We start from the raw sequence: 23748 nt of genomic DNA, 5'->3' as shown, positions 1-23748 counted from the left end.
GCATAGATGTGAGGCGGGTAAACTCGCCTCCGTTCTCAATACTTAGCTTATAAGATTGCCCAAAATGACGAAAAATATTCATGACCAACGAATTCTGATTTTAGACTTCGGCTCGCAGTACACACAATTAGTAGCACGTCGTGTACGTGAAATCGGCGTTTACTGTGAACTATGGAGCTGGGATGTAGAAGAAGCGGATATTCGTGAATTCAACCCAGACGGTATTATTCTATCTGGCGGCCCTGAGAGTGTAACAGAGGAAAATTCTCCTCGTGCTCCTCAATACGTATTTGATTCAGGTGTTCCTGTTCTTGGCGTTTGTTACGGCATGCAGACAATGGCTGAGCAGCTTGGTGGCCGAGTAGCAGGTTCAAACGAACGTGAATTTGGCTACGCACAAGTTAAAGTATCTGGTGACTCAGCGATTTTCAAAGATCTTGAAGCGACTCAAGACGTCTGGATGAGCCACGGCGATAAAGTTGTAGAAATTCCAGCAGACTTCGTAAAAGTTGGTGAAACGGACACTTGCCCGTACGCTGCTATGGCGAATGAAGAGAAGAAATACTATGGCGTTCAGTTCCACCCAGAAGTAACGCACACTAAACAAGGCCTGCAAATGCTAGAGAACTTTGTTCTTGGTGCATGTGGCTGTGAGCGTTTATGGACATCAGAATCCATCATCGAAGATGCTGTTGCTCGTATTAAAGAGCAAGTAGGCGATGATGAGGTTATTCTGGGTCTATCTGGTGGTGTTGATTCATCGGTAGTTGCAATGCTTGTTCACCGTGCAATTGGCGACAAGCTGACCTGTGTGTTCGTGGACAACGGCCTACTTCGTCTTAACGAAGGCCAGCAAGTGATGGAAATGTTTGGCGATAAGTTCGGTCTAAACATCATCAAAGTTGACGCAGAAGAGCGCTTCTTGACTGCACTTGAAGGAAAGTCAGATCCAGAAGAGAAACGTAAAACAATCGGTCACGTGTTTGTTGACGTATTCGATGAAGAGTCTAAGAAGCTTAAAAATGCGAAATGGCTAGCACAGGGTACCATCTACCCAGATGTCATTGAGTCAGCTGCTTCTAAAACGGGTAAAGCTCACGTTATTAAATCACACCACAATGTGGGTGGCCTTCCTGATGATATGGAAATGGGGCTTGTTGAGCCACTACGTGAATTGTTTAAAGATGAAGTGCGTAAGATCGGTCTAGAACTGGGTCTACCATACAATATGCTTTATCGTCACCCATTCCCAGGACCAGGCCTAGGTGTTCGTGTTCTTGGTGAAATCAAGAAAGAGTACTGTGACTTGCTGCGCCGTGCTGATGCTATCTTTATTGAAGAATTGCACGCCGCAGATCTGTATAACAAAGTTTCTCAAGCATTTACCGTGTTCCTACCAGTTCGTTCTGTAGGTGTTATGGGTGATGGCCGTAAGTATGACTGGGTAGTATCACTGCGTGCTGTTGAAACCATCGACTTTATGACGGCTCATTGGGCACATTTACCATATGACTTCCTAGGTAAGGTCTCGAACCGTATTATCAACGAAGTTGACGGCATTTCACGTGTGGTTTACGACATTTCTGGTAAGCCACCAGCGACAATCGAGTGGGAATAATCTCCGCTTGTTGTCATTAAATTATAGAAACCGGCGCAAGCCGGTTTTTTTATGCATGCTAATTGATATCTGCAAATTATCAATCTTAGATTGCAAATAACGGATCTGCTCAATGTCACAAATATCGATTAAAATTTTTCTATAACTTTTACCACTAATTTTTAATCGAAGGCTCTTTTACATGTCGAACAAACTCGCAAACCCTGCGCCACTTGGCCTAATGGGTTTTGGTATGACTACCATTCTGCTTAACATCCACAATGCAGGTTTCTTTCCGATTGATTCAATGATTCTTGCTATGGGTATTTTTTATGGCGGTCTTAGCCAAGTGTTTGTTGGCATGATGTGCTTTAAGCGTGGTGACACTTTTGGCACTACGGCATTCACGTCGTACGGCTTATTCTGGTTAACGCTAGTGGGTATTATCGTAATGCCTTACATGGGTCTTCCTGCAAGCCCTGCGAAATTTATGGGTTGGTATTTACTGCTATGGGGTGTGTTCACTGGCTTCATGTTCATTGGTTCACTTTGCTACCCAGTGGCTAAGCAAGTGGTCTTTGGTTCTCTGACTATCCTATTTTTCTTGTTAGCAGCGCGTGATTTCTTCGGCAGCGAATTGATTGGCACTATTGCTGGCTTTGAAGGTATCTTCTGCGGCGCGAGCGCGATTTACTTCGCTATGGCTCAAGTACTTAACAACGAATATGGTCGCACTATTCTCCCTATCGGTGAGAAAAAAGCGCCAGCAATGAACACTCAAGAAGTGGCTGCATAATTTAAGTTTCATTCATTCGGGAACAGTGAATGATAAAAGGGGTAGCTAAGCTACCCCTTTTTTTATGCGATGAGCATGTTTCATGTCATCCCTGCACAGGCAGATACCTACCCAAAGTGAACATCAATTCTTAATTAAGATGTCTGTGTCTGAGTGGATGCGGAGTCCGCCTCTTGAGGCGCGTCAGGCTTTGTACCTGTTTTACGTTCGTAGCGACCTTCCCAGTAGTCTGCACCTTTAATACCAAGTGCGACAGGGTTGAATGTATACTCTTCTACACCTTGCTCCTGCTGTTTCTCATAATCTTTGAGTGCAATGACTGCTGGTTTGGCAATAAAGAAGATGATCAAAATGCCCACGATGTTTAACCATGCCATCAGACCAACACCTACATCACCCATAGCCCAAGCAAGGTTAGCCGCTTTCACTGTCCCATAAAACACAGATGTAATTAGCACGAGTTTCAAGATGAACATCAATCCGTTGATTTTGAAAGTACGGCGAATGTAAGCGATATTTGTCTCTGCAATGTAGTAGTACGCCAGAATGGTCGTAAATGCGAAGAAGAATAGTGCAAATGCGATAAATAGCTTACCAACACCAGGCATTGTGCTTTCGATAGCTAGCTGAGTAAACGCAGGACCATTGGCTCCAACGGTTTCGGCAAGGTTTTGTACCAAGAACGTACTCTCTGGACCATGAACGTTGTACGCACCTGTGATAAGAATCATAAATGCTGTCGCAGAACACACTAGAAGTGTATCAATATAGATAGAGAAAGATTGCACTAAACCTTGCTGTGCTGGGTGATCAACGTTTGCTGCTGCAGCTGCATGTGGACCAGTACCTTGGCCTGCTTCGTTAGAGTAGACGCCACGTTTTACACCCCAGCCAATTGCCGCGCCGAAGCCTGCCATTGGGGTAAATGCATCGCCAATAATCATACTAACAATCCCCGGTACTTCACCGATGTTAAGCAGAATAATCACGAACGCGATGATGATGTACGCTAGAGCCATAAATGGCACAACGATTTGTGTGAAGTTTGCGATTCGTTTTACGCCACCAAAAATGATGAACGCAAGAATGACGGAAATAACTGCACCAGTGAAAATTTTAGCAAAACTGATGGTACCGATAGCAGTGTCAATCATAGCGCCTGTACCGAATGCGGTTTCTACTGCATTACCAATGCTGTTCGATTGAACACCAGGTAGAAGAACACCACAAGCGAAAATAGTCGCAATAGCAAAGATCCATGCGTACCATTTTTGTCCCATCGCCTTTTCTATGTAATAAGCTGGGCCGCCACGAAATTGCCCTTCATCTTCTTCTTTATAGATTTGAGCGAGCGTGGATTCGATATAGGCTGTTGCTGCGCCAAAAAACGCAACCATCCACATCCAGAAAACTGCGCCTGGACCACCAAAACCAATAGCCGCAGCGACACCGGCAATATTACCCGTACCAACGCGACCAGAAAGTGAAACCGCTAAAGCTTGAAATGAGGAGATCCCTTTTTCTGAGCTTTTACCGGAAAGTAATAGACGCCACATTTCGAAGAAATGACGCACCTGTACAAAACGAGTGAGCACTGAATAAAAAAGGCCAGCACCAAGACACAAGTAAATTAGAGCGGGACTCCAGATTATCCCGTTTAAAAAATCAACCAAAGACTGCATAGTTCTTCCCTGTAAAGCTGGGGTAGCTTTTGAAGCTCAGCGACTGATGTTCTGATTGTTCAAAAGCTATTGTTGATACCCACCGTTTCCCAATCGTCCTTGCTTGCACGAAAAGCATGAGAAAGCTGAGCGCGAAGTGTTTGAATTTATAAAACACTTCGCGCATCCTACCTAAGTTTGTTGCAAATGTTAAGGTTGGATGTAAATATTGTGTTAACACGTGATGACAGGCACAAAATTTTAAATGCGGGTTGTTTGTGTGATATTTGTTTGTTATTTGCTTTCTTTAAAGAGATAAAAAAAGCCGACCTAAATGGTCGGCTTTAGATTAGGCGACATCTAAGCCTTGTTGCCAAAAGGCAATTTCCATGCGAGTTGCCGTTTTAAACACATGTATGATCTCTTGTGCTCTCTGGCTTTGTAGGTCAATGTCTTTTAGTAGCGCGTCTAATCGTTTGATACTGGTGTGCACACCTGACTGGAATTCTTCGCTGCCATACAGTTCTATCCAACTACGATAGGGGTTATTTTCTAGCATGGTATCGGCGCTTTTGAGTAAGTTGTCACCGATAACGGCATAGCCGATGGCACAGGGTGCTAGTGCAGCATAAAGATCAACTAATTCGCCCGTCATTCCTGCATCTAGAACATATCGTGTGTACGCCACGGTACCAAAATCTTCGACTTCCGCTTCCATATCTGCTTCTGTGACTCCCCACTGCTGGCAATAAGCGACATGGTGGCCAATCTCAGAGTTTAATAATGCCTCAACACTTGGTACTGCTTCGCGCATTTGAGCGAGTGTTTTGGCTTTGTAGATCGCTAGTGCATAGGCACGAGCGTACTGCTTTAAGAATAGAAAATCCTGCTTTAAATAGTGTAAATACGCCTGCTGAGCGAGAGTCCCCACGGCTAATTGCTTGACGAAGTCATGTTCGGTGTAAGCCAACCACTCTTGTTGGCAAGCGTTAATTAAGTCTTGATGATTCATGGTCACTCCTAAAGTACAGGTACGATGGTCTCTGCTTTTGGCTTAGCACTGATAATTTTGTGTTGATACATGAATTCGGTAAACGCGTCATATTTGGTCGCATCAACCGCAGATGGTCTAAGCGCAAATCGAGTCAATGTGTCACGCCACGCTCTTTTATTGAGTTCGTTGTTTAACGTGTCTGGTGCGTAGGCAACAAACTCATTCCAAGAAGCTGTTGGGTGATTCACTATGTAAGTGGTTGCCTTTTCAATCGCACGGTTGAATTTTACGATGGCATCTTTGTCATAACTGTTGGCATTGGCAACAAACACTAGTTCCTCATAAGTTGGAACACCGTGTTCTTCTGGGAAAAAGGCTTTTGGTTTATAACCTTCAAGTTCTAGCTGGTTGGTTTCAAAGTTTCTCAAACCACCCCAAATCGCGTCTACTTTTCCTGAAGCAAGGGAAGAGGAGAGAGCCCAACCAACATTAATGATCTGTACTTCGTCAAATGCCACTCCCTCGGTACTGAGCATGGTACCTATGGTCGCTTCTTCGTTACCTGCGATAGCAATACCAATTTTCTTACCTTTTAGGTCTGCTAGTGTGTTTATCTTGCCATTGTCCAATACCATCATGGTATTAAGCGGCGTTGCGATCAGAGTTGCGCTGCGGATCAGTGGCAGTCCGGCAGCTACGTCGATAGTAAGGCTAGTTTGATACGAAACCGCAAGGTCGACTTTCCCCGCAGCAACCAGTTTGGCTGGTGTGCTTGGGTCGGCTGGTTCTTGAATATCAACATTAAGCCCTTGCTCCTTGAAGTAACCTTTCTCTTGAGCAATGACGATAGGGCCATGATTTGGGTTAACAAACCAGTCGAGCATTAGCGTGAGTTTTTTTTCTGCAGCGTGAGCTGGCATGATGCTAGCTGTAGTTAGCAGCAGAGCCGCAGCGAGTTTGAGCATGGATTTCATGGTTTTTCCTTTTGATTGTTATTTATTTTCCCAAGGGATTAGGCGCTTGAGCCCCCAATCGGTAAAAAAGTAAAGCGCGACTGAGACGCTGGCTAAAATAAACAGCGCCGCAAACATTTCATCAATTAACATGCGAGCATTGGCTTGCAACATGAGATACCCCAAGCCCTCACTTGAACCAACCCATTCGCCAGCGACAGCACCGATAGGAGCAACTACGACGGCGACTCGTATACCAGAGGCAAGGACAGGTAGCGAGGCTGGTAAACGTATGTGCCATAGTTGCCGGAAGCGGCTAGCCCCCATAGTCTGTGACAAATCCAAATAACCCACAGGCGTATTACGTAGTCCGTCATAGCAACAAGTGGTAACGGGAAAGAAGATAATCAGTGCTGCCATGACCACTTTGGAAGCAATACCGTAGCCCAGCCACAGCATCAGAATTGGAGCGAGAGCGAACACTGGGATAGCCTGGCTGGTTATTAAAATCGGCAGGAGCCAACGTTTGACGGGCTGAAACAACAGCATCTGCAGTGCAAAGAACAGTCCCATTGATAAGCCAAGTAGGAGCCCGAGCAGGATCTCTTGTGTCGTAACCCAAGTGTGTTTAAGAAGTACATCTTGACGCTCGACCAGCTTAACGAGTACGGCCTCGGGTGCTGGTAAGATAAAACTGGGGAGCTCAAACAGCACCACGATAGCTTTCCAAAGCCCTAAGATAATCAGGAAGCTAACCAGCACTCGCAATAGTGTGCTTATCCCTTGTTTTTTCTGAGCAGCCGCCTGTCGACGGCTTTGTTCAGCGACTTGTGTTAAGACTGTCACGAGTGTCCCCCTAAATGTTCTAGGATGGATTGTTGGATGGTTGCGAATTCGCCATCGATATCTCTAGGAATTGCCGATTGTGGAGGGATGATTTTATTGAGCTGAGCGGGTTTCCCGTTCATGACCAATATTTGCTCGCCGAGCCTCAAGGCTTCTTGAGGATCGTGGGTGATCAATAACACTGTTTTATCACACAACAACTGAGCGGCAAGATTTTGCAATTTATGTCTAGTGACGGCATCAAGCGCAGAAAATGGCTCGTCCATCAACACTATCGATTTGTCTTGCATTAAAGTTCGAGCTAAGGCAACGCGCTGTTTTTGTCCGCCAGATAGTTCGTTGGGAAGAACATTCGCTTTGCTATCGAGTCCAACCTGTTTCAATAACGCCATAGCTTTGGCTTTCGTATTGGCTTCGACACGCTGACCATTTAAACGTGTAGCTAAACACACATTATCAACAACGGTTAACCAAGGCATAAGTAAGTCTTGCTGCGCCATGTAGGCTACGTTGCTCGACAACTGAGTAAGGCTAGGAACTACAGTTTTGGCGGTAAAGGTGACTTTTTCCGTTAGTAGCCCAGCGATATAGCGCAGCAATGTCGACTTCCCGCAGCCACTAGGTCCTAACAAAGCGGTCCAGCTTCCCGCTTCAAACTGTACGCTCAAGTCTGAGAATATCGGTTGAGCGTCACCTAAATAGGTGAGCGTGGCGTTTTCAATACGAATATCGTTCATCGGTTCAGCGCGTAAAAGTGGTGAACAGGACCGTGCCCCTTACCGATGTCGAGCTCATCGGCGTGGGCAATTGCTTGAGTAATGTAGCTTTTACCGTTGGAGACCGCTTGATGTAAGGAATTATTTTGAGCCAAGTAAGACGCGATGGCAGAGCTTAATGTGCAACCTGTACCATGAGTATTCTTGGTATTGATACGCGTTGTTTCAAAGATAGACACATCATTTTGAGTAATCAGTAAGTCATTACTGCTGGAGTCTGACTCAAGGTGACCACCTTTAAGCAAAATCGCTGACGTATTGAGTTCGCGTAACTGGTCAATCAACGCTTCCATGTCATTTTGGGATTGCGGAACTTGGGTGCCAAGTAGGGCTGCACCTTCAGGTAAATTAGGTGTGATCACTGTCGCTAAAGGTAGTAATTCCGTTTTTAACGCATCAATAGCGGAAGGTTCTAATAGCAGGTCGCCACTGGTAGCGACCATGACAGGGTCTAGAACCACATGCTTTGGCTGATATTGACGAATCTTTTCAGCCACAGCGCGAATAATATTGGCGTCAGCAAGCATACCGATCTTTACCGCCACTACATCTAAGTCGCTGAATACCGCGTCTAATTGCGCCTGAACAAATTGAGGATCGATGCCGAGAATACCAGATACACCTTGCGTGTTTTGGGCGGTCAATGCAGTAATGACTGAGCACGCATAAGAACCTGTTGCTGAGATGGCTTTAATGTCAGCCTGAATTCCAGCGCCACCGCCAGAATCGGAGCCAGCGATCGTCAATACAATAGGAGTTTTAGAGGTTGATGATGTCATATCATGTTCCTTTTCAGGGTAGGAACACAAAATAGGCAGGGCAAAGATCCACTGCGGACGCAGAGTCTTAGTGCGGTGTCTATCAGTTCCCTACGCCAGTGCTAACTGAATCAGGTTCAACGGGTCTCACCACTTTGGTGATCTCAGCGAAAACGCTCCCCGACTAATGAGAAAGGACATTGTTATACAAGCGCTGGTTTTTTTCCAGAATTAAAACGTGAGCTCATCGACTTAAACGGAAAATACCTCCGAGTGCGCTTATTTTCTTGGTGAATGGGTTTGGTGTTTTTTAAGGAAGGAGGTGCCATCACAAGAATAAAATTCTGGGCACAAAGTAAAAATGTGAATGAAAATTCTTGTTACATATTGAGTATTTTTGAGTGGTGACTCGAAGTGAGTTTATTTTTTGAACACAAAATAAACCCCAAGTTCTATTAATTGTTCTCGATGTTCACACTTTTATAACAGGTGTGAGCAGCGTCATTAGACCTTTCAGGGAAAGAGAACAAATAATGAAAAATCTATTATTAGGGGTATCGGCGGTTGCTTTGGCGGTAAGCCAAAGTGTCAATGCCGCGCCAGCAAAACCCTCAATTGACGTCTGGGGCTCGAATAATCTGCAGTTTTCGAAAATCCAATTGGCTATGGAGACCACCTCTGGCTACGACCAGATGGTTCAATACAACGATCTAGCAGAGATCAAAATCACATTTAATCAGTGGAGTGGTACCACTGGAGATACTTATAACATCTACTTCGATGGTAACAAGGTGGCGACAGGGCCAATAACTGGTAGCCAAACAACCGCTACGTTTGGTTATGGTCAGGGTGGTTTGTATCAAATGCAAGTGGAAGCGTGTGATGCAACGGGATGTAGCAAAAGTGCGCCAATGGAGCTGGTGGTTGCTGATACTGATGGCTCTCATCTAGCCCCTTTGACAATGAATATTGACCCCAACAACAAGTCTTATAATACCGACCCTAATATGGTCGTCGGCACCTACTTTGTGGAATGGGGAATTTATGGGCGTGACTACACAGTAGACAACATTCCGGCCGACAACCTAACCCACATTATCTATGGTTTTATCCCGATTTGTGGTCCTAATGAATCGGTGAAATCTGTGGGAGGCAACAGCTTTAATGCTCTGCAAACCGCCTGTAAGGGCATGCAAGACTTTGAAGTGGTTATTCACGACCCTTGGGCAGCGTACCAGAAAAGCTTCACTCAAGCTGGTCATGACTACAACACGCCAATTAAAGGCAACTATGCCATGTTAATGGCACTAAAGCAGCGTAATCCCGATCTTAAAATTCTCCCTTCCATTGGTGGTTGGACTCTTTCAGACCCATTTTACAGCTTTACCGATAAAGCCAATCGAGACATATTTGTCGCGTCTGTGAAACGCTTCCTCAATACGTGGAAGTTCTATGATGGCGTGGATATCGATTGGGAGTATCCGGGTGGGGATGGCGCTGCATCAGACTTAGGTGACCCAGTAAACGATGGACCGGCTTACATTGATTTGATGAGCGAACTGCGAGCTATGTTGGATGAGCTTGAAGCAGAAACAGGCAGAGAGTACGAGCTGACTTCCGCGATTGGCGTTGGTCATGACAAGATTGAAGATGTGGATTATGGCAAAGCGATTCCATATATGGATTACATCTTTGCCATGACATATGACTTCTATGGCGGCTGGAATAATGTTCCTGGACACCAAGCAGCGTTGTATTGTGGCAACTTTATGCGTCCTGGGCAATGTGATGGAACGGGTGTTGATGCCGAAGGGATTCCATACAAAGGGCCTGCCTATACTGCGGACAACGGTATTCAGTTATTGTTAGCTCAAGGTGTACCTGCGAACAAGTTGGTATTGGGTGCCGCCATGTATGGCCGAGGTTGGACTGGGGTAACACCTGATACTTTAACTGACCCCACAGATCCTATGACTGGCGTTGCGACCGGCAAACTGAAGGGTTCAACAGCTCAAGGAGTATGGGAAGATGGTGTCATTGATTACAAAGGCATAAAAGCGTATATGCTTGGTCCAGACAACACTGGAGTCAACGGTTTTGAGTACGGTTACGATGCGATGGCTGAAGCGGCCTATGTTTGGAATCAAACAACTGGCGATTTGATTACTTTCGACGATGACCGTTCAGTGAAAGCGAAAGGTGCTTATGTTCAAAGCCTTGGACTTGCAGGCTTATTTTCATGGGAGATTGATGCTGATAATGGTGACATTCTTAATGCAATGCATGAGAGTTTAGCTGGCGGAACACCAAGCAATCGTGCACCCTTTGCCAGTGCTGGTGCAGACCAATCAGTTCAAGGCCCTGCGACAGTAACATTAGATGCTAGTGCATCACGTGATAGTGATGGCTCTATCGTAAGCTATAGCTGGGTGCAAACTGGTGGTGACGCGGTAGTTCTTGTTGGATCCGATACGGTTCAAGCGAGTTTTGATGCTCAAGAGGTCACTGCGACACAGACTTATCAGTTTACGGTGACGGTAACGGATAATGAAGGTGCAACGGCCACAGACGTGGTAAGGATTAATGTCACTCCAAAAGTGACGACTCCAGATAATACTGCGCCGAACGCGGTCATTACTGGACCAACTACTGCTAGCGCTAATGAAGCTGTGGTGTTGGATGCCAGTGCATCAACAGATGCAGAAAACGATATGTTGAGTTTCAGTTGGCAGACACCCAATGGTCTAAATGTATCTGTTCTAGGCAGTTCAGTGAGCTTTTCGGCACCTAGTGTTTCTGCCGATACGAGTTATACCTTCACTGTGACCGTTAGTGATGGCTCACTAAGTACCAGTCAGACTCATACTGTTACGGTGAGTGCCGATGGACCAATTGGTGGTACTTGTGAAGATAATTGGGATGCGGCAGCGGTGTACACTGGTGGTGATCAAGTGATTTACCAAGGCCAGAACTACAAAGCCAAATGGTGGACGCAGGGTGAAGATCCTACGAAAACAGGCGAGTGGGGTGTCTGGGAAAATACCGGTGCATGCCAATAAGAAAGGCAAGAACTCGTTAGCTAAGTGCTAGAACCAAAATCGCCACCTAATATTAGGTGGCGATTTTCATTGAAGCAGGGGCTTAAGCTGACTGCTCTGCCGTTGCTAGGCGATATTGAACCATATCTTCAATCGTCAGCACTGGCATGTCATGAAGCTTACCAAATGCAACTATTTCTGGAGCTTTCGCCATTGTTCCGTCTGGGTTAGTGACTTCACAAAGTACACCAAATGGTGATAAGCCAGCCATTTGCATCAGGTCAATGGTTCCTTCAGTGTGACCACGACGAGTTAGTACTCCACCTTGCTTCGCACGTAGAGGAAAAACGTGCCCTGGACGAGCAAGATCTTCTGGTCGAGCACCAGTTTGACATGCTGTCTTGATAGTTGTGACACGATCAGCTGCAGAAACGCCAGTTGTCACTCCCACTTTTGCTTCGATAGAGACGGTAAATGCAGTTTGGTTAGCGCTGTTGTTGTTCTCAACCATAGGCGGTAAGTCAAGTTGCTTGGCTTGTTCATCAGTAATACACAGGCAAACAATACCACTGCACTCACGAATCATAAGCGCCATTTGCTGGTTAGTTAAGTGATCAACGGAATAGATGATATCGCCTTCGTTTTCACGATCTTCGTCATCGAGTAGCAATACACCGCGACCTTCTCGAAGGGCTTGTAATGCGATTTCAACGCGCTCTAGTGGGTTGCCAAATTCAGATAGCAATGAAGTTTGGTTCTGATTCATGGTAATACTCCTAAATAAAAATACCAGAATCAGGGCATAGGTATGGGGACCCTGTATGAAAATACACAGATCCAAAAGATAGATGAACGACACCCGCATCGCCGTAAAGCAAGGAGGTATCATTCTATATTTACAATGTGCGCAACAATACGCACAGCAAACTCTAGTGAGTACTCACTACAGTATCTGTAAATATCATTATCCTCTCCCATCCGGACTTTAACCGTCGGCTCTGGATTCTCACCAGATCTGCTGACCTTAACTCTATAAAGTTAAGCGCTCGCGGGCTTATCAAACATTGATTTACCGCCGGTGGGGAATTTCGCCCCGCCCTGAGAATAAAAGTTAATGTCTTAACGACTTGTAAATGGTAGCGATTTTTTCACAGCTTGAAAAGCAGCAAGGGTCGCATTAATTACAATTACGACTCCAAATTTCACCGCTTGTTCTACACTGAACCTTTTCGGTAGCCAAATAGCTACCTTCGTCACTCTATTGAGTTGATGAGTGTGATAAACATGCAGCCTTGCCAAAATTAGGCGGCAGATATGTGTGCCCGATTTAAAAAGAGAACAAAATGCAATTAACGCTAGAAACAGAACGACTTATTTTACGTGACTTTCAACTGGGTGATATCGAGGCATGGCTCACCATAACGTCTCATCCCAAGTATCAAACCTTCTATCCAAAAGAAGAGTGCTCGCCGGAGTTTAATGCGCATTTACTGGAAATGTTTGTCGAGCAATCAGAGCAGCTTCCACGCACCAAATTCCAGCTTGTGATTGAAGGAAAAGAGAGCCATCAAGTTATTGGCACTGTTGGGTTTCGCTTAGAAGCTGATAATCAAGCATCTATTGGCTTCGGTTTAGCGGTTGATAGGCAAGGACGAGGCATCGCGGTCGAAGCCATGTCTGCTTTAATTGAGTTTGGTATTGGTCAATTTGCTCCGACAACCATATTTGCTGAAACTAAAGCAGGGAATAAGGCTGCCATTGCCGTTTGTCGCCGTTTAGGGCTCAAACCGTCCATGGCAGAAGCCAGTCCAATCGATGATATGGATATATTACGACTAGAGTTAGCGGTGACAGTAGACTAATTTGTGCGTCGCTTTCTCGTCATAAGCGCGACGATGAGAGCGACAAATAAGCCTGCTGACACCAACCAAACGATCGCTCGGTGTTGATGATAAAACTGCTGGAATAACTGTAGGTGGTCAAAAGCAAAATGAGTGAGTAAACCAAATACAGCAACCCAAATCGTGGTCGCAAGAGCGTTCCCTAATAAGAACTCATTGCGCGGCATTTTTGCTACGCCACACGCCAGTGGCATAAACTGCTTCATTCCTTCAACGAAACGGCTGATGACTAAGCATGCAGGGCCATAGCGTTTTATCATCGATTGAAGCTTTTGCATTTTAGGGCCTGATACATAACCCTTCTTATCTAGCCACCCCTCAAAATAGTAGCCAATCATATAGCCACAAGTATTACCCAAAAAGCAGCTTAACCAGGATATTGAGAGGACCAAGCTTAGATTCATAACCTGCTGTGAAGAGAGTATTGAAGCTGCAATCATCAAAGATTGTCCTGGCATGGGAATACCAATACCTTCTAAAAAGATACTGACAATAAGAGCGAAGTAGCCGTACTGCTCAAGTAACGGTTTCATTGCGAGCAAAAGGTCGTTGATATGTTGCAAGCGCGGTATCCAAATAATGAAGATCTATTGATAGATACTCCTGTTATTCCTGTTCGTCAATCAAAGTCCCGACAAAACCTACACCTCACTGCTGAGCAATCGATTAACAATCTTCTCTTTACTAAACAACTGACAGGTGACATGGTTGACGCACGTTGTATATGAGAAAGGAAGATAAGATGCAGGATAAGTGTCAAGTTGTATTGCCTGGAAATCGGGTGATTACACCCGCGGAGATGTTTTCGCAAATGGCGGCCTGGTGTGAGCAAAATGGTGTAAAGCACGACAAATATGGTGAGGGGGAATTGGTACAATCCTTTGAGCGTCAAGTTGCAGAACTCCTCGGATTTGAAGCTGGACTATTTGTAATTACTGGCACCATGACACAGCCCACTGCGCTGCAAATTGCCTGTGAACAGCGAGGCAGTAACAATGTGGCAATGCATCCTTCCTGTCATATCTATATACATGAAAACCAAGGCTATCAGTTACAAAATCGTTTTAATGCATTGCCCGTTGGCAAACCTTATGAGCCTTGGAATGTGTCATCGCTTTTGCAAATTCCAGACACGCTTGGGGCGGCTGTTTATGAGTTACCAATGCGAGAAATTGGTGGGCAGTTACCTAGCTTTGGTGAATTAGAGGCGATTAAAAACCACTGTCAAACCAACAACATTCACTTACACATGGATGGAGCTCGGCTTTGGGAGTGTGCCGCGTACTACCAGAAATCTTATCAAGAGATCGCTAATGGTTTTGATTCGGTTTATGTCTCTCTTTATAAAGGTATTGGAGGCTTAGGTGGCGCGATGTTACTTGGTGATAAAACCTTCATTGATAAAGCGAGTGTTTGGATGCACAGACAAGGTGGTAGTGTTTATCAGCGTTCTCCATATGTTGTTGCAGCGGCGATGCAATTTGAATCACGTATTCAAGTACTTCCTTCCTTATTCGAGCGCACACTTGAGCTCTACCAAATGTTGGCAGATTACCCCTCTCTCACTCCGAATCCAGAAGCTCCGCAAGCTAATATGCTACATATCCATTTGCCAATTAGTCAGAAGAAAGCCATTGCCCTTCGCGATATCTTAGCGCAGCAGCACAGTGTGTGGATTGGCAATCCCCAACAAGGGCTACTCACACAGCAGAGCTATATTGAGTGGTATGTTGGTGACACATTGCTGCAGATGCCAGACGATGAGTTGAAAGGATATCTCGCGCTCATTGAGCAAGGTTGCCAGTAGTACGAGTAAAACCTGCAACCTTTTGACCACCATTAAGCTTTTGGGCTATGGGTGGTCAAAAGCAAATAACCGACATTAAGAATAAGCAGTTTACTGAAATTGGAAGAGCGATAACTAGCGTAGTTGTCGCTCTTTTTTCTTATATCTCTCGTACAGTTAGCTACTAAGGTTGCGCCTGACTAAATCGTGCATCTGTTTAATGGTCATTAATGCTAACCATATGATCTCTTCTACCGAGCGTTGACCTGATGTAGAGCTGAGTGCCATGTCTGCGGTTTTATTACTTAAAGCAGGGAGTTCGTGAACTTGTTGGTCACGCAGACTAAATATTAAGGCATCCATCGCGCTGTTGATTAAATACTCTACCTGCTTGGAACCTTGATACGAGACGCCAGCTCGCACCAAAGGCAGAAGCAAACAGAGGTAATGATTGAGCAGTCGGTAATGGCTTAGCATATCGTCATAATAATGTGGGTCACTGCGAGTGTGGCGTGGTTCTTGTTGCATCTCACTATATACCAACTCAAGGTCACTCTCGGCAGTAAGCATTGCGGCTCTTTGCTTAGTGAGATCTATGTGGCTTCTTTGAGCCGGCTCCGCTTGCAGTTGAGTGTAGCAATACACAAAAAGGCTTTTTGAGCTGTCCAATGCCTTTAGTGCTTGAGAGTGAATTTCTTTACCGCGCCACTGTGGCCATAAAGCGCTGTAGCCTAACAACACTATCGCACCACCAATAAGATTATCGATCAAACGTGGTGCTGCAAAGTTAAGCCCTTGATGAGCCATAGCATGGTAAACCAGAATTAATAAAGCGGTGATACATCCAATAGCAAGCGAATAACGGCGCATGATATTAAGCATAGCGACGGGCAGTAATACAATTATCAATGTGTATATAGCTGCGGGCGGCACTCCAATTTTAATGACAGTTGTTGCAAACAAGACGCCCAAGGCGGTGCCTAAACAGCGCTGCCATGTCTTACTGCGTGTGGCTAAGAAGCTAGGTTGGATCACCATTAACATGGAAATAAGCACCCAATCAGGACGAATCAATTCGAAATACTCAGCAATGCCAGCACCAAGAGCAAACATCAGCCCCACACGAGCGACGTATCGCCAAATTGGATTGTCTTTACTTGGCCAGCGCAAGGAAAGCTCGAAGGGCTGTACTTCAAAAGAGCGTTCGTAGGCGGGCTCGTTTAACTCAATGCGATGAGAGATGTGTTTAATTGCATAGGCCCAGTAGCGGAAACGTGGTTGATCTTCAAGCTTTACCGCTTCGATGAGATCGTGAGCGTCTTGCTCGAGTGAACTTAAATGGGCAGCCTTCTCATGAGTGTTGTACAGCAACTGTCTCGCTTTGTGTCTGAGCCTTTGCTGACAGTGTTGGCTCCATACCAATAGTAGGTCACGTTTCGACTTACTGGATTGGAACTGTGATAACAAATCTGGGTTATTAGTGTGACTGCTCAGAATAACTTCAAAAGTATCCAGAGCGAGAAATAACGCCTGCCTAAGATCGTTAACGTCCTCATGTTTTGAGCGAAATGACTCAGATTGAAGGGCTTGTTGAAAAAGCTCAATAAGCTGGTATTTGATAAGACGCTTAGGAGCTTCACTTTCATTCCCTAACAAAAAAGCTTGTCGATATTGAATGTAGTCTGCCAATTTCTCGTAGATCGCCGAAAGGCAAACTCGCAGTGCATAATGTTTCCATAAGGCAAACCATAGCCAGCTGAAGAGCGCAAAAGTGAGCGGTCCAAGCACTAACATTGGATACAAAAGGGTGCTGGAGTGTGAATGATAAAGCGACAAAGTCACCACGGCGATAAGCAAACTCGACATACCCAGTCGCCCCCAGAATGGTCCATTAACGGCAAAACTTGCCATTACGGCACCAATAGCACCGTAAGTAAACCACAAGGGTAATTCGCTCAAAAGCAATACGTAGCTAGCAACGAGAGTAAGACTCCACGTCATTGCAGTAATAGCAAACCGAGTCCAACGTCTAGGCCCCGCAGTGTCTAATCCGCTGATCAATGCTGCAGGCATTGTCATCAAAGCGGTCATCACAATATTAACTTGATGGAATAACACACCTAAGCCAATAAAAATCACAATGGCGCTGGTGGCTCGTAGCCCTAAGTTGATGGATGGTGAGTACCAAACCTTACGTAAAATGGCAGGAGAAATGGTCATAAACCCTCGACATTTATTGTTATCCATTCAGTGTAACTCTAATTGTTACAGTTGTTTCGGTATCAACTACAGATTACTAAATTGTCGAGCTGAGAAGGCTCATTTGACAGCAAAATGCATTTGCTTCGTCTGGGGAAGGTCATAAGAAACAAAAAGGGCGATAACTCTAAGAGTTATCGCCCTTTCCAAACGTTTGGTGGAGCTGGCGGGAGTTGAACCCGCGTCCAGAAACCATTCATCATTGGTACTACATGCTTAGTCGATCTTTAATTTCACCACCAACCTGCGAACCGACACGCTAGTTAATGGCTAACCTGAATTATAATTCGCCGTTCATCTCTCAGGTGGGAAAATCCGGGCTAGCGCGTTTGGGTTTGATCTCTCGTTATTCCCCGTCTTACGTGCGGAAGCTAGGGCGAGAGAGCTCTGAGCAGGTTATTAAGCTGCTAGTGCGTAGTTTTCGTCGTTTGCGACTATTTTTTTGCGGCTTTTTACGTGGCCAACCGCCCCACGGCATGCACCTCAGACTGCAAAATTCCTGTCGAATCCTAAATCAGCCCCAAAGTGTTCCTTGCATAGTACCAGAAAAGCTTACGCTGTCTAGCTTTGCAAGTTTAAGTGGTCACTATTAACGCAAATTACTCTTCATAATTCGTGCTTTATCGCGAGCCCAATCTTTTTCTTTAAGATCAGCACGTTTGTCGTGAAGCTTTTTACCTTTCGCAACACCGACTTTGAGTTTCGCCCAAGAGCGAGACCAATAAAGTGCAGTAGCTACTAATGTCATACCGTCACGGTTAACCAAACCAATAAGTTTGTCTAATTCACGACGGTGCATCAGTAGTTTACGAACGCGAGTCGGTTCAGCCACGATGTGTGTGGATGCTTGGTTAAGTGGAATGATAGACATGCCACTGATGTACGCCTGACCATCACGGATATAGACGTAACTTTCTGCGATATTAGCTTTGCCTTGGCGAAGTGATTTTACTTCCCATCCTTGCAGCTCAATTCCAGATTCAATTTCGTCTTCGATGTGATATTCGTGGCGAACTTTTTTGTTCTGAGCGATGGTATTGCTACCCGCTTTTTTCTTTGAATTCTTCTTTACCATAATGGGGTCATTATAAGGTCTGTTTTTGGATTAAGGAAAGGCTTTTATGTGCTTGATTGATAAATTAGCAACAAGGGTACGTGCTTGATTATGACGAAACGTAAGGTCGAGTAACTTGAGCTAACTCAAGGTAAACAGTAGAATCGGAGGCAGCCTTTTATTTTGAGGAAATTTTATGCAACAAGTGACGCGTTCAGCATTGGTGATGTTTAGTGCTGATCAAATGTTTAACTTGGTCAATGATGTTGACAGTTACCATGAGTTTTTGCCTGGTTGTTCTGGCTCTCGAGTTTTGGAGTTATCGAACTCAGGTATGGTGGCGTCGGTCGATGTATCAAAGGCCGGGATCAGTAAAACCTTTACGACAGCGAATACCTTGGTGCATGGCAGCGAAATTTTCATGGAATTGGTCGATGGTCCATTTAAGATGTTAAAAGGCGTTTGGTCCTTTATTCCTCTTGATGATCAGGCCTGTAAAGTGGAGTTGAAGCTAGAATTTGAATTTTCGAGCAAAATGATTGAATTGGCGTTTGGTAAGATTTTCCACGATGTGACCAGTAATATGGTCAATGCATTTACCAAGCGTGCAAAAGAGGTGTACACCTATGAGTGCTGATAGTCAGCTTATCCATGTCGAAGTGGTGTATGCACTACCTCACGAGCAGCGCGTGTTTCAACTGGTTGTAAATCACGAGTCAACGGTTGAAGAGATCATTCAAAAGTCAGGCGTTTTAGCGGTTTACCCTGAGATTGATCTTGAAAGCAATAAAGTGGGTGTGTTTAGTCGTAATGTTAAGCTGGACGCGACAGTACGAGATAAAGACCGTATTGAAATCTATCGTGCTTTGCTAGCTGACCCGAAAGAAATTCGACGTAAGAGAGCAGAGCAGGCCAAAATGACTGGAACCGCTGACCCAGTTACTGGTGGAAAACCTGCTGCGCAGAGAAAGTCTAAATCTACATCCAGTTAGTGGTGACGTTTAATAGACATCAAAAAAGCTCGCTAAATGCGAGCTTTTTTGATGTCTAGTTTAGGCTTTCGTAGAACTGGTCACTGGCTTCATAATCGCCAGAGATACTGGTGAGAGTGCCTGTTGCATCGAAGTTGGCAACCAGATTACGTTGCACTGGATCATCGTGACCTTTTGTTGCATGGTAAATGTAATACCAAGTATTTGGGTAGCCATTTTCAATCAGCATAGGTGAGCCAAGTACGAAACGAACTTGTTCTTTTGTCATGCCGAAACGTAGCTGTTCAACAGCCGTTTGCTCAACAAAGTTACCTTGGTTGATATCGATACGATAAACGATTTTTTCGATCACTGAACATCCTGTCAGCATCGTGAGCGCGAGTGGTAATGCGATCAACCACTTTTTTAATTGCATAGCTTTAATTTACGACTTTGATTTTTGAGACTGCAAAGATAATAAACAAGGATGAAGCAGAAGTAAAAACTTGTCTGTCTTAGATTGTAACTAGAGACGCTATTTTATGAGTTAGCTTACAATCCTTGTTTAAAAAAACAATCCGATGGAACTATCGTGAAGTCCCGCAATCACGCCGCAATTAATAGCTCTTTCGCATTGGCCAGTGTGCTATCGGTAATCTGGCTACCGCCCAGTAACCGCGCTAATTCACTGATGCGTTGTTGTTCGTTTAGCGTCAACATACTGGTCTCTGTTTTGTTGGCTTTGGTAGTTTTCGTAACAAACAGCTGTTGATGGCCATGGCCCGCAACTTGAGGTAAGTGGGTAACGCACAGTACCTGAGTTGATTCTCCGAGCTTACGTAACATTTTGCCTACGACTGCTGCTGTTGGACCACTGATACCCACATCTACTTCGTCAAAGATGAGGCTAGGTGTGTCAACTTTTTGTGCGGTAATGACTTGAATCGCGAGTGAGATTCGAGATAGCTCACCACCAGAGGCTACTTTTGCGATTGGTTGCATTGGTTGACCTGGATTGGTGGAAACAACGAATACCACGTTATCCATACCTGTTGGTGAAGGATGCTCTTGCTGGAAATCAACGGTAATGGCGAACTTGGCCTTCTCCATGCTCAATTCATGCATGCTTTGTGAGATCAATTTGTTGAGCTCTTTCGCGTAGCGTCCACGAGATTTGCTTAGCTTTTCACATGAGCGGACGTAAGCGTCGAAATGTGCAGAGACTTCTTCCTCCATTGCCGCTAACTTTTCATCGGAGCAGTCCAGTGCTTCAATTTGCCCCAGAAGATCTTGATGATGTTGGTACAGCTCTTCGGGCATCACATGGTGTTTTCGAGCCAGAGACATAATCTTTGAAAAGCGTTCTTCTACATAGGCCATACGTTCAGGGTCAACATCAATCTTATCAAGGTAACTGCGCAGCTCGGTATTGGCCTCCTCTAACTGAATCATGGCTTCTTCAATCATATTGGGTAGGGCAGTCAATTCGGTGTCTAACTCGGCAAGTTGAACCAGTTTACTGCTCACAGTTTGAAGCATACCTAATGCATTGACTTCTTCACCTTCATAGATGATATCAATGGCTTGCTGACAGGTGATTGCCAGCTCTCCGCTATTTGATAGACGTTTATGTTCTTGTTCTAATTCGGGAAACTCTTGTTCGCCAATCGCTAGCTCATTAAGTTCTTTTATTTGGTACTCTAAAAGTTGAAGCTGAGCGAGGTTATTAGCACTGTTTTCTTTTAGTTGGGAGAGTGCAATATCGGCACTGCGCCATGCTTGGTATTTATTGCGAACTTGTTGTAATAGGTTAGTGTGACCGGCGTATTGATCAAGCAATGACAATTGGTAGTCGCTTTTCATCAACTGGTGATGAGCGTGCTGACCATGGATGTTGATTAGAAGCTGCCCTAGAGATTTTAATTGCGATAACGGAACAGGGCTGCCGTTGATGAAGGCACGCGAACGACCTTCTTTGGTAATGGTGCGTCTTAAAATACATTCAGTGCCATCAAACAAGTCATTATCTTCCAGCCAACGTGTTGCTTGTTGGTTGTTTTCGATAACAAAAGCCGCGGTGACTTCGGTTTTATCTTCACCAGCGCGAACGGCTCCTGCTTCCGCTCTGCCACCTAAGCAAAGTCCTAGTGCATCAATCGCAATCGATTTACCTGCGCCAGTTTCACCGGTGATGGTTGTCATACCTGTACTGAGTTCTAACTGCAGAGATTTTACAATGGCAAAATTATTAACACTTAGATGAGACAGCATTTTTAGTTACCTGTTTAAATGAACATTACTGTATGTAAATTCAGTATATACTGTTTCTTTATACAGTAAAGTTGTACAGGTGTTTTTTTATGTGATTGAACGCACTGTTGTTGAATTTGTCGTCAATGTTAACGCTAGATACGAAAACCCCAGCATTATGTGCTGGGGTTCATCAATATGATTTTTAAAACAATTTGCTTGACCAGCCAAGCTTGTTTCTTAGGACGTGGTAATAGCTATAGTCTTTAGGGTGAATCAGTTTCAGGCGATTCGGGCTTTGGTAAATATGAATCTCGTCACCTGGTGAGACAGGTAAGGAGATTTGCCCGTCACAACTGACTTCTTGAGTGCCTCGGTTATCGGGGGAGACAATCAGCTTAATGCGACAGTTTGCATCGACAACCAAAGGGCGACTAGAGAGAGTGTGAGGAAACATCGGCACCAGCGAAATCGCATTTAGGTTTGCGGACAGAATAGGGCCGCCTCCTGAAAGCGAATAGGCTGTTGAACCCGTTGGTGTAGAAACGATTAGCCCATCAGAGCGTTGGCTAAATGCAAAGGTATCATCTATGTATACCTCAAACTCGATCATATGTGCGACTTGTCCTGGGTGAAGGACTGCTTCGTTGAGAGCGGCATTATGACTCTTTATCTGGCCATGACGGTGAATTTCGGCTTCAAGAAGAAATCGTTCTTCTTCACGAAATTCCCCTTGAAGTACGGCTTCAAGAGAGGTTTCAAACCCTTCTGGATTTAAATCGGTCAAAAACCCTAAGCTACCTCTATTGACGCCAATAACTGCAACATCGAAGCGCGAGAGAACTCGTGCTGCTCCGAGCATGTTACCGTCACCTCCAACCACAATGGCGAGATCAGCTTCACGTCCAATACGGACTAGGCTAAAAAAGTGTTGTCGTGGGATATCGACGAGAATGTCGATAAGCCGGTCGTCCACCAATACTTTGTAGCCTTTAGAGGTGAGCCAGTGAAACAGTTCTTTATGGGTCTGAACGGCTTTCTGTGCTCTTGGTTTGCCTATGATGGCGATCACCTCAAAGGGTTTTTTCATATCACTTCCAAACTAATAGTGCTTGAATCACAAATCTTCATCCCCATAATATACCCAAAGTATGTATATATGCAGTGTTTGGTATGATTTTGATCCAAGTTTTATGGGCAAGTCATATTCTACATTGCCTCGAATTGAGTATTCCGGAGAAACCATGAGCAACGAAGAAAATAAGGTAAACCAAGAAGGGCTGCACACGCAAGAAGCGGAAGCGAAGCAAGCTGACGCTGATGTAGTTGGTTCTGACGCTGATGTTGAGTGGAACGAAGAATCCGAGCAAGATATTCAAGAATCGAAAATTGCTCAACTAGAAGCCGCTTTGCTAGCGAGTGAATCGAAAGTAAAAGAGCAGCAAGATGCTGTGCTTCGTGCAAAAGCAGACGTTGAGAACATGCGTCGCCGCACAGAACAAGAGATCGACAAAGCACGTAAATATGCACTGAATAAGTTTGCTGAAGAGTTGCTTCCGGTAATTGATAACCTTGAGCGCGCTATCGCCGCTGCTGACACAGAGAATGAAGCGGTAAAACCGATTGTTGAAGGCGTAGAGCTAACTCACAAAACGTTCGTTGATGTAGTAGCTAAATTTGGCTTGAAAGAAATTAACCCTGAAGGTGAAGCGTTCAATCCAGAGCTGCATCAAGCGATGTCTATTCAGGAAAGTGCTGATCATGAACCTAATACCGTAATGTTTGTTATGCAAAAGGGTTACGAGCTAAATGGCCGCGTGATCAGACCAGCTATGGTAATGGTGTCTAAATAACAAGCAAACAGTTAGGGATTGACACTAGAGGTTTATCCCGCTTGTTTTTGATTTATTGAGAAATGAAGCCTTATGGGCTTCATTTTTTTTGGTTATTTATTCTAATAACCTTTGAAAAAATAGGTGATAGTATTTTAAATTTTGGATAACAAAATGTAAAATTAATGCTTTATTTTGAGCTTCAGATCTGTAAGATGCCCTGAGCTTTCTACTAATAAGAAAGTAAATAACTATAAAAACACAGGGACTAAACAC

The 23748-nt window shown here is 44.7% G+C and carries 22 protein-coding genes, 1 other RNA gene and 2 riboswitches; of the genes, 9 read left to right on the top strand and 14 right to left on the bottom strand.

From position 1 onward, the window contains the following. Positions 1 to 64: 64 nt before the first annotated feature. Positions 65 to 1618, top strand: a complete 1554-nt coding sequence (gene guaA / locus JKJ11_RS13680; protein ID WP_252038337.1) for a glutamine-hydrolyzing GMP synthase — start codon at positions 65 to 67, stop codon at positions 1616 to 1618. A 181-nt stretch (positions 1619 to 1799) separates the two neighbouring features. Then, positions 1800 to 2393, top strand: coding sequence for an acetate uptake transporter (locus JKJ11_RS13675; protein ID WP_006072549.1), 594 nt, complete (start codon positions 1800 to 1802; stop codon positions 2391 to 2393). A 134-nt stretch (positions 2394 to 2527) separates the two neighbouring features. Here JKJ11_RS13675 and JKJ11_RS13670 read toward each other — a convergent pair whose 3' ends face one another. From JKJ11_RS13670 to thiD, 6 genes are all read right to left on the bottom strand, one after another. After that, on the bottom strand, positions 2528 to 4075 hold the full coding sequence (locus tag JKJ11_RS13670) for an alanine/glycine:cation symporter family protein (protein ID WP_252038336.1): 1548 nt from the start codon (positions 4073 to 4075) through the stop codon (positions 2528 to 2530). Positions 4076 to 4403: 328 nt separating this feature from the next. Continuing rightward, entirely contained in the window at positions 4404 to 5066 is a 663-nt protein-coding gene (tenA, locus tag JKJ11_RS13665) for a thiaminase II (protein WP_252038335.1), read from the bottom strand. Between the two features lie 8 nt (positions 5067 to 5074). Further along, positions 5075 to 6022 (bottom strand): ABC transporter substrate-binding protein, encoded by a 948-nt coding sequence (locus JKJ11_RS13660; RefSeq protein ID WP_252038334.1) that lies wholly within the window; start codon positions 6020 to 6022, stop codon positions 5075 to 5077. An 18-nt stretch (positions 6023 to 6040) separates the two neighbouring features. After that, positions 6041 to 6781: an ABC transporter permease gene (locus JKJ11_RS13655; protein WP_373455219.1), complete on the bottom strand. Its 741-nt coding sequence runs from the start codon at positions 6779 to 6781 to the stop codon at positions 6041 to 6043. Positions 6782 to 6843: 62 nt separating this feature from the next. Then, a complete protein-coding gene (locus JKJ11_RS13650) occupies positions 6844 to 7584 on the bottom strand; it encodes an ABC transporter ATP-binding protein (protein ID WP_252038333.1) in 741 nt (246 codons plus the stop codon). After that, the gene (thiD, locus tag JKJ11_RS13645) at positions 7581 to 8402 is read right to left on the bottom strand and encodes a bifunctional hydroxymethylpyrimidine kinase/phosphomethylpyrimidine kinase (RefSeq protein WP_006072541.1); all 822 of its coding nucleotides are present in this window, start codon (positions 8400 to 8402) and stop codon (positions 7581 to 7583) included. Before thiD ends, JKJ11_RS13650 begins: the two co-directional genes overlap by 4 nt. A 70-nt stretch (positions 8403 to 8472) precedes the next feature. Continuing rightward, a riboswitch (TPP riboswitch) is annotated at positions 8473 to 8574 on the bottom strand. Positions 8575 to 8914: 340 nt separating this feature from the next. Between thiD and JKJ11_RS13640 the strand changes: the two genes are divergently transcribed. Beyond that, complete coding sequence (locus JKJ11_RS13640; RefSeq protein WP_252038332.1) at positions 8915 to 11440, top strand: glycosyl hydrolase family 18 protein; 2526 nt, start codon at positions 8915 to 8917, stop codon at positions 11438 to 11440. A gap of 82 nt (positions 11441 to 11522) precedes the next feature. On the opposite strand, the gene ribB is transcribed toward JKJ11_RS13640, so the two are convergent. Continuing rightward, entirely contained in the window at positions 11523 to 12185 is a 663-nt protein-coding gene (ribB, locus tag JKJ11_RS13635) for a 3,4-dihydroxy-2-butanone-4-phosphate synthase (RefSeq protein ID WP_006072538.1), read from the bottom strand. A 196-nt stretch (positions 12186 to 12381) separates the two neighbouring features. Beyond that, positions 12382 to 12529, bottom strand: a riboswitch (FMN riboswitch). Positions 12530 to 12762: 233 nt separating this feature from the next. Between ribB and JKJ11_RS13630 the strand changes: the two genes are divergently transcribed. Beyond that, positions 12763 to 13281 (top strand): GNAT family N-acetyltransferase, encoded by a 519-nt coding sequence (locus JKJ11_RS13630; RefSeq protein WP_124940197.1) that lies wholly within the window; start codon positions 12763 to 12765, stop codon positions 13279 to 13281. Here JKJ11_RS13630 and JKJ11_RS13625 read toward each other — a convergent pair. Then, entirely contained in the window at positions 13278 to 13883 is a 606-nt protein-coding gene (locus tag JKJ11_RS13625) for a DedA family protein (protein WP_006072533.1), read from the bottom strand. The genes JKJ11_RS13630 and JKJ11_RS13625 overlap by 4 nt on opposite strands. Here JKJ11_RS13625 and JKJ11_RS13620 point away from each other — a divergent pair. Together JKJ11_RS13620 and JKJ11_RS13615 are read left to right on the top strand one after the other, a co-directional pair. After that, positions 13875 to 14048, top strand: a complete 174-nt coding sequence (locus JKJ11_RS13620; protein ID WP_156020474.1) for a hypothetical protein — start codon at positions 13875 to 13877, stop codon at positions 14046 to 14048. The genes JKJ11_RS13625 and JKJ11_RS13620 overlap by 9 nt on opposite strands. Positions 14049 to 14062: 14 nt before the next feature. Next, positions 14063 to 15127, top strand: coding sequence for a threonine aldolase family protein (locus JKJ11_RS13615; RefSeq protein WP_252038331.1), 1065 nt, complete (start codon positions 14063 to 14065; stop codon positions 15125 to 15127). Between the two features lie 156 nt (positions 15128 to 15283). Here JKJ11_RS13615 and JKJ11_RS13610 read toward each other — a convergent pair whose 3' ends face one another. From JKJ11_RS13610 to smpB, 3 genes are all read right to left on the bottom strand, one after another. Beyond that, positions 15284 to 17326 (bottom strand): FUSC family protein, encoded by a 2043-nt coding sequence (locus JKJ11_RS13610; RefSeq protein WP_252039121.1) that lies wholly within the window; start codon positions 17324 to 17326, stop codon positions 15284 to 15286. 194 nt (positions 17327 to 17520) lie between these two features. Then, positions 17521 to 17887: a transfer-messenger RNA gene (gene ssrA, locus JKJ11_RS13605) on the bottom strand. A 67-nt stretch (positions 17888 to 17954) separates the two neighbouring features. Further along, entirely contained in the window at positions 17955 to 18440 is a 486-nt protein-coding gene (smpB, locus tag JKJ11_RS13600) for an SsrA-binding protein SmpB (RefSeq protein ID WP_006072527.1), read from the bottom strand. 175 nt (positions 18441 to 18615) lie between these two features. On the opposite strand from smpB, the gene JKJ11_RS13595 reads away from it, so the two are divergent. Together JKJ11_RS13595 and JKJ11_RS13590 are read left to right on the top strand one after the other, a co-directional pair. After that, entirely contained in the window at positions 18616 to 19056 is a 441-nt protein-coding gene (locus JKJ11_RS13595; protein WP_006072526.1) for an SRPBCC family protein, read from the top strand. Beyond that, on the top strand, positions 19046 to 19411 hold the full coding sequence (locus JKJ11_RS13590) for an RnfH family protein (RefSeq protein ID WP_252038330.1): 366 nt from the start codon (positions 19046 to 19048) through the stop codon (positions 19409 to 19411). The genes JKJ11_RS13595 and JKJ11_RS13590 overlap by 11 nt, the downstream gene beginning before the upstream one ends. A gap of 55 nt (positions 19412 to 19466) precedes the next feature. On the opposite strand, the gene bamE is transcribed toward JKJ11_RS13590, so the two are convergent. From bamE to nadK, 3 genes are all read right to left on the bottom strand, one after another. Beyond that, positions 19467 to 19826, bottom strand: a complete 360-nt coding sequence (bamE, locus tag JKJ11_RS13585; protein WP_006072521.1) for an outer membrane protein assembly factor BamE — start codon at positions 19824 to 19826, stop codon at positions 19467 to 19469. A 170-nt stretch (positions 19827 to 19996) separates the two neighbouring features. Next, on the bottom strand, positions 19997 to 21661 hold the full coding sequence (recN, locus tag JKJ11_RS13580; RefSeq protein ID WP_006072519.1) for a DNA repair protein RecN: 1665 nt from the start codon (positions 21659 to 21661) through the stop codon (positions 19997 to 19999). A gap of 184 nt (positions 21662 to 21845) precedes the next feature. Then, positions 21846 to 22730 (bottom strand): NAD(+) kinase, encoded by an 885-nt coding sequence (nadK, locus tag JKJ11_RS13575; RefSeq protein WP_006072517.1) that lies wholly within the window; start codon positions 22728 to 22730, stop codon positions 21846 to 21848. Between the two features lie 154 nt (positions 22731 to 22884). Between nadK and grpE the strand changes: the two genes are divergently transcribed. Beyond that, positions 22885 to 23493, top strand: a complete 609-nt coding sequence (gene grpE, locus JKJ11_RS13570) for a nucleotide exchange factor GrpE (RefSeq protein ID WP_252038329.1) — start codon at positions 22885 to 22887, stop codon at positions 23491 to 23493. Positions 23494 to 23748: the final 255 nt, after the last annotated feature.

Origin of the sequence: Vibrio sp. SCSIO 43133, assembly GCF_023716845.1 — a bacterium.
GTDB classification, from domain to species: domain Bacteria; phylum Pseudomonadota; class Gammaproteobacteria; order Enterobacterales; family Vibrionaceae; genus Vibrio; species Vibrio mediterranei.
The sequence above is the reverse complement of the archived record's forward strand: the minus strand, read 5'-3'. Positions and strand labels throughout refer to the sequence as shown.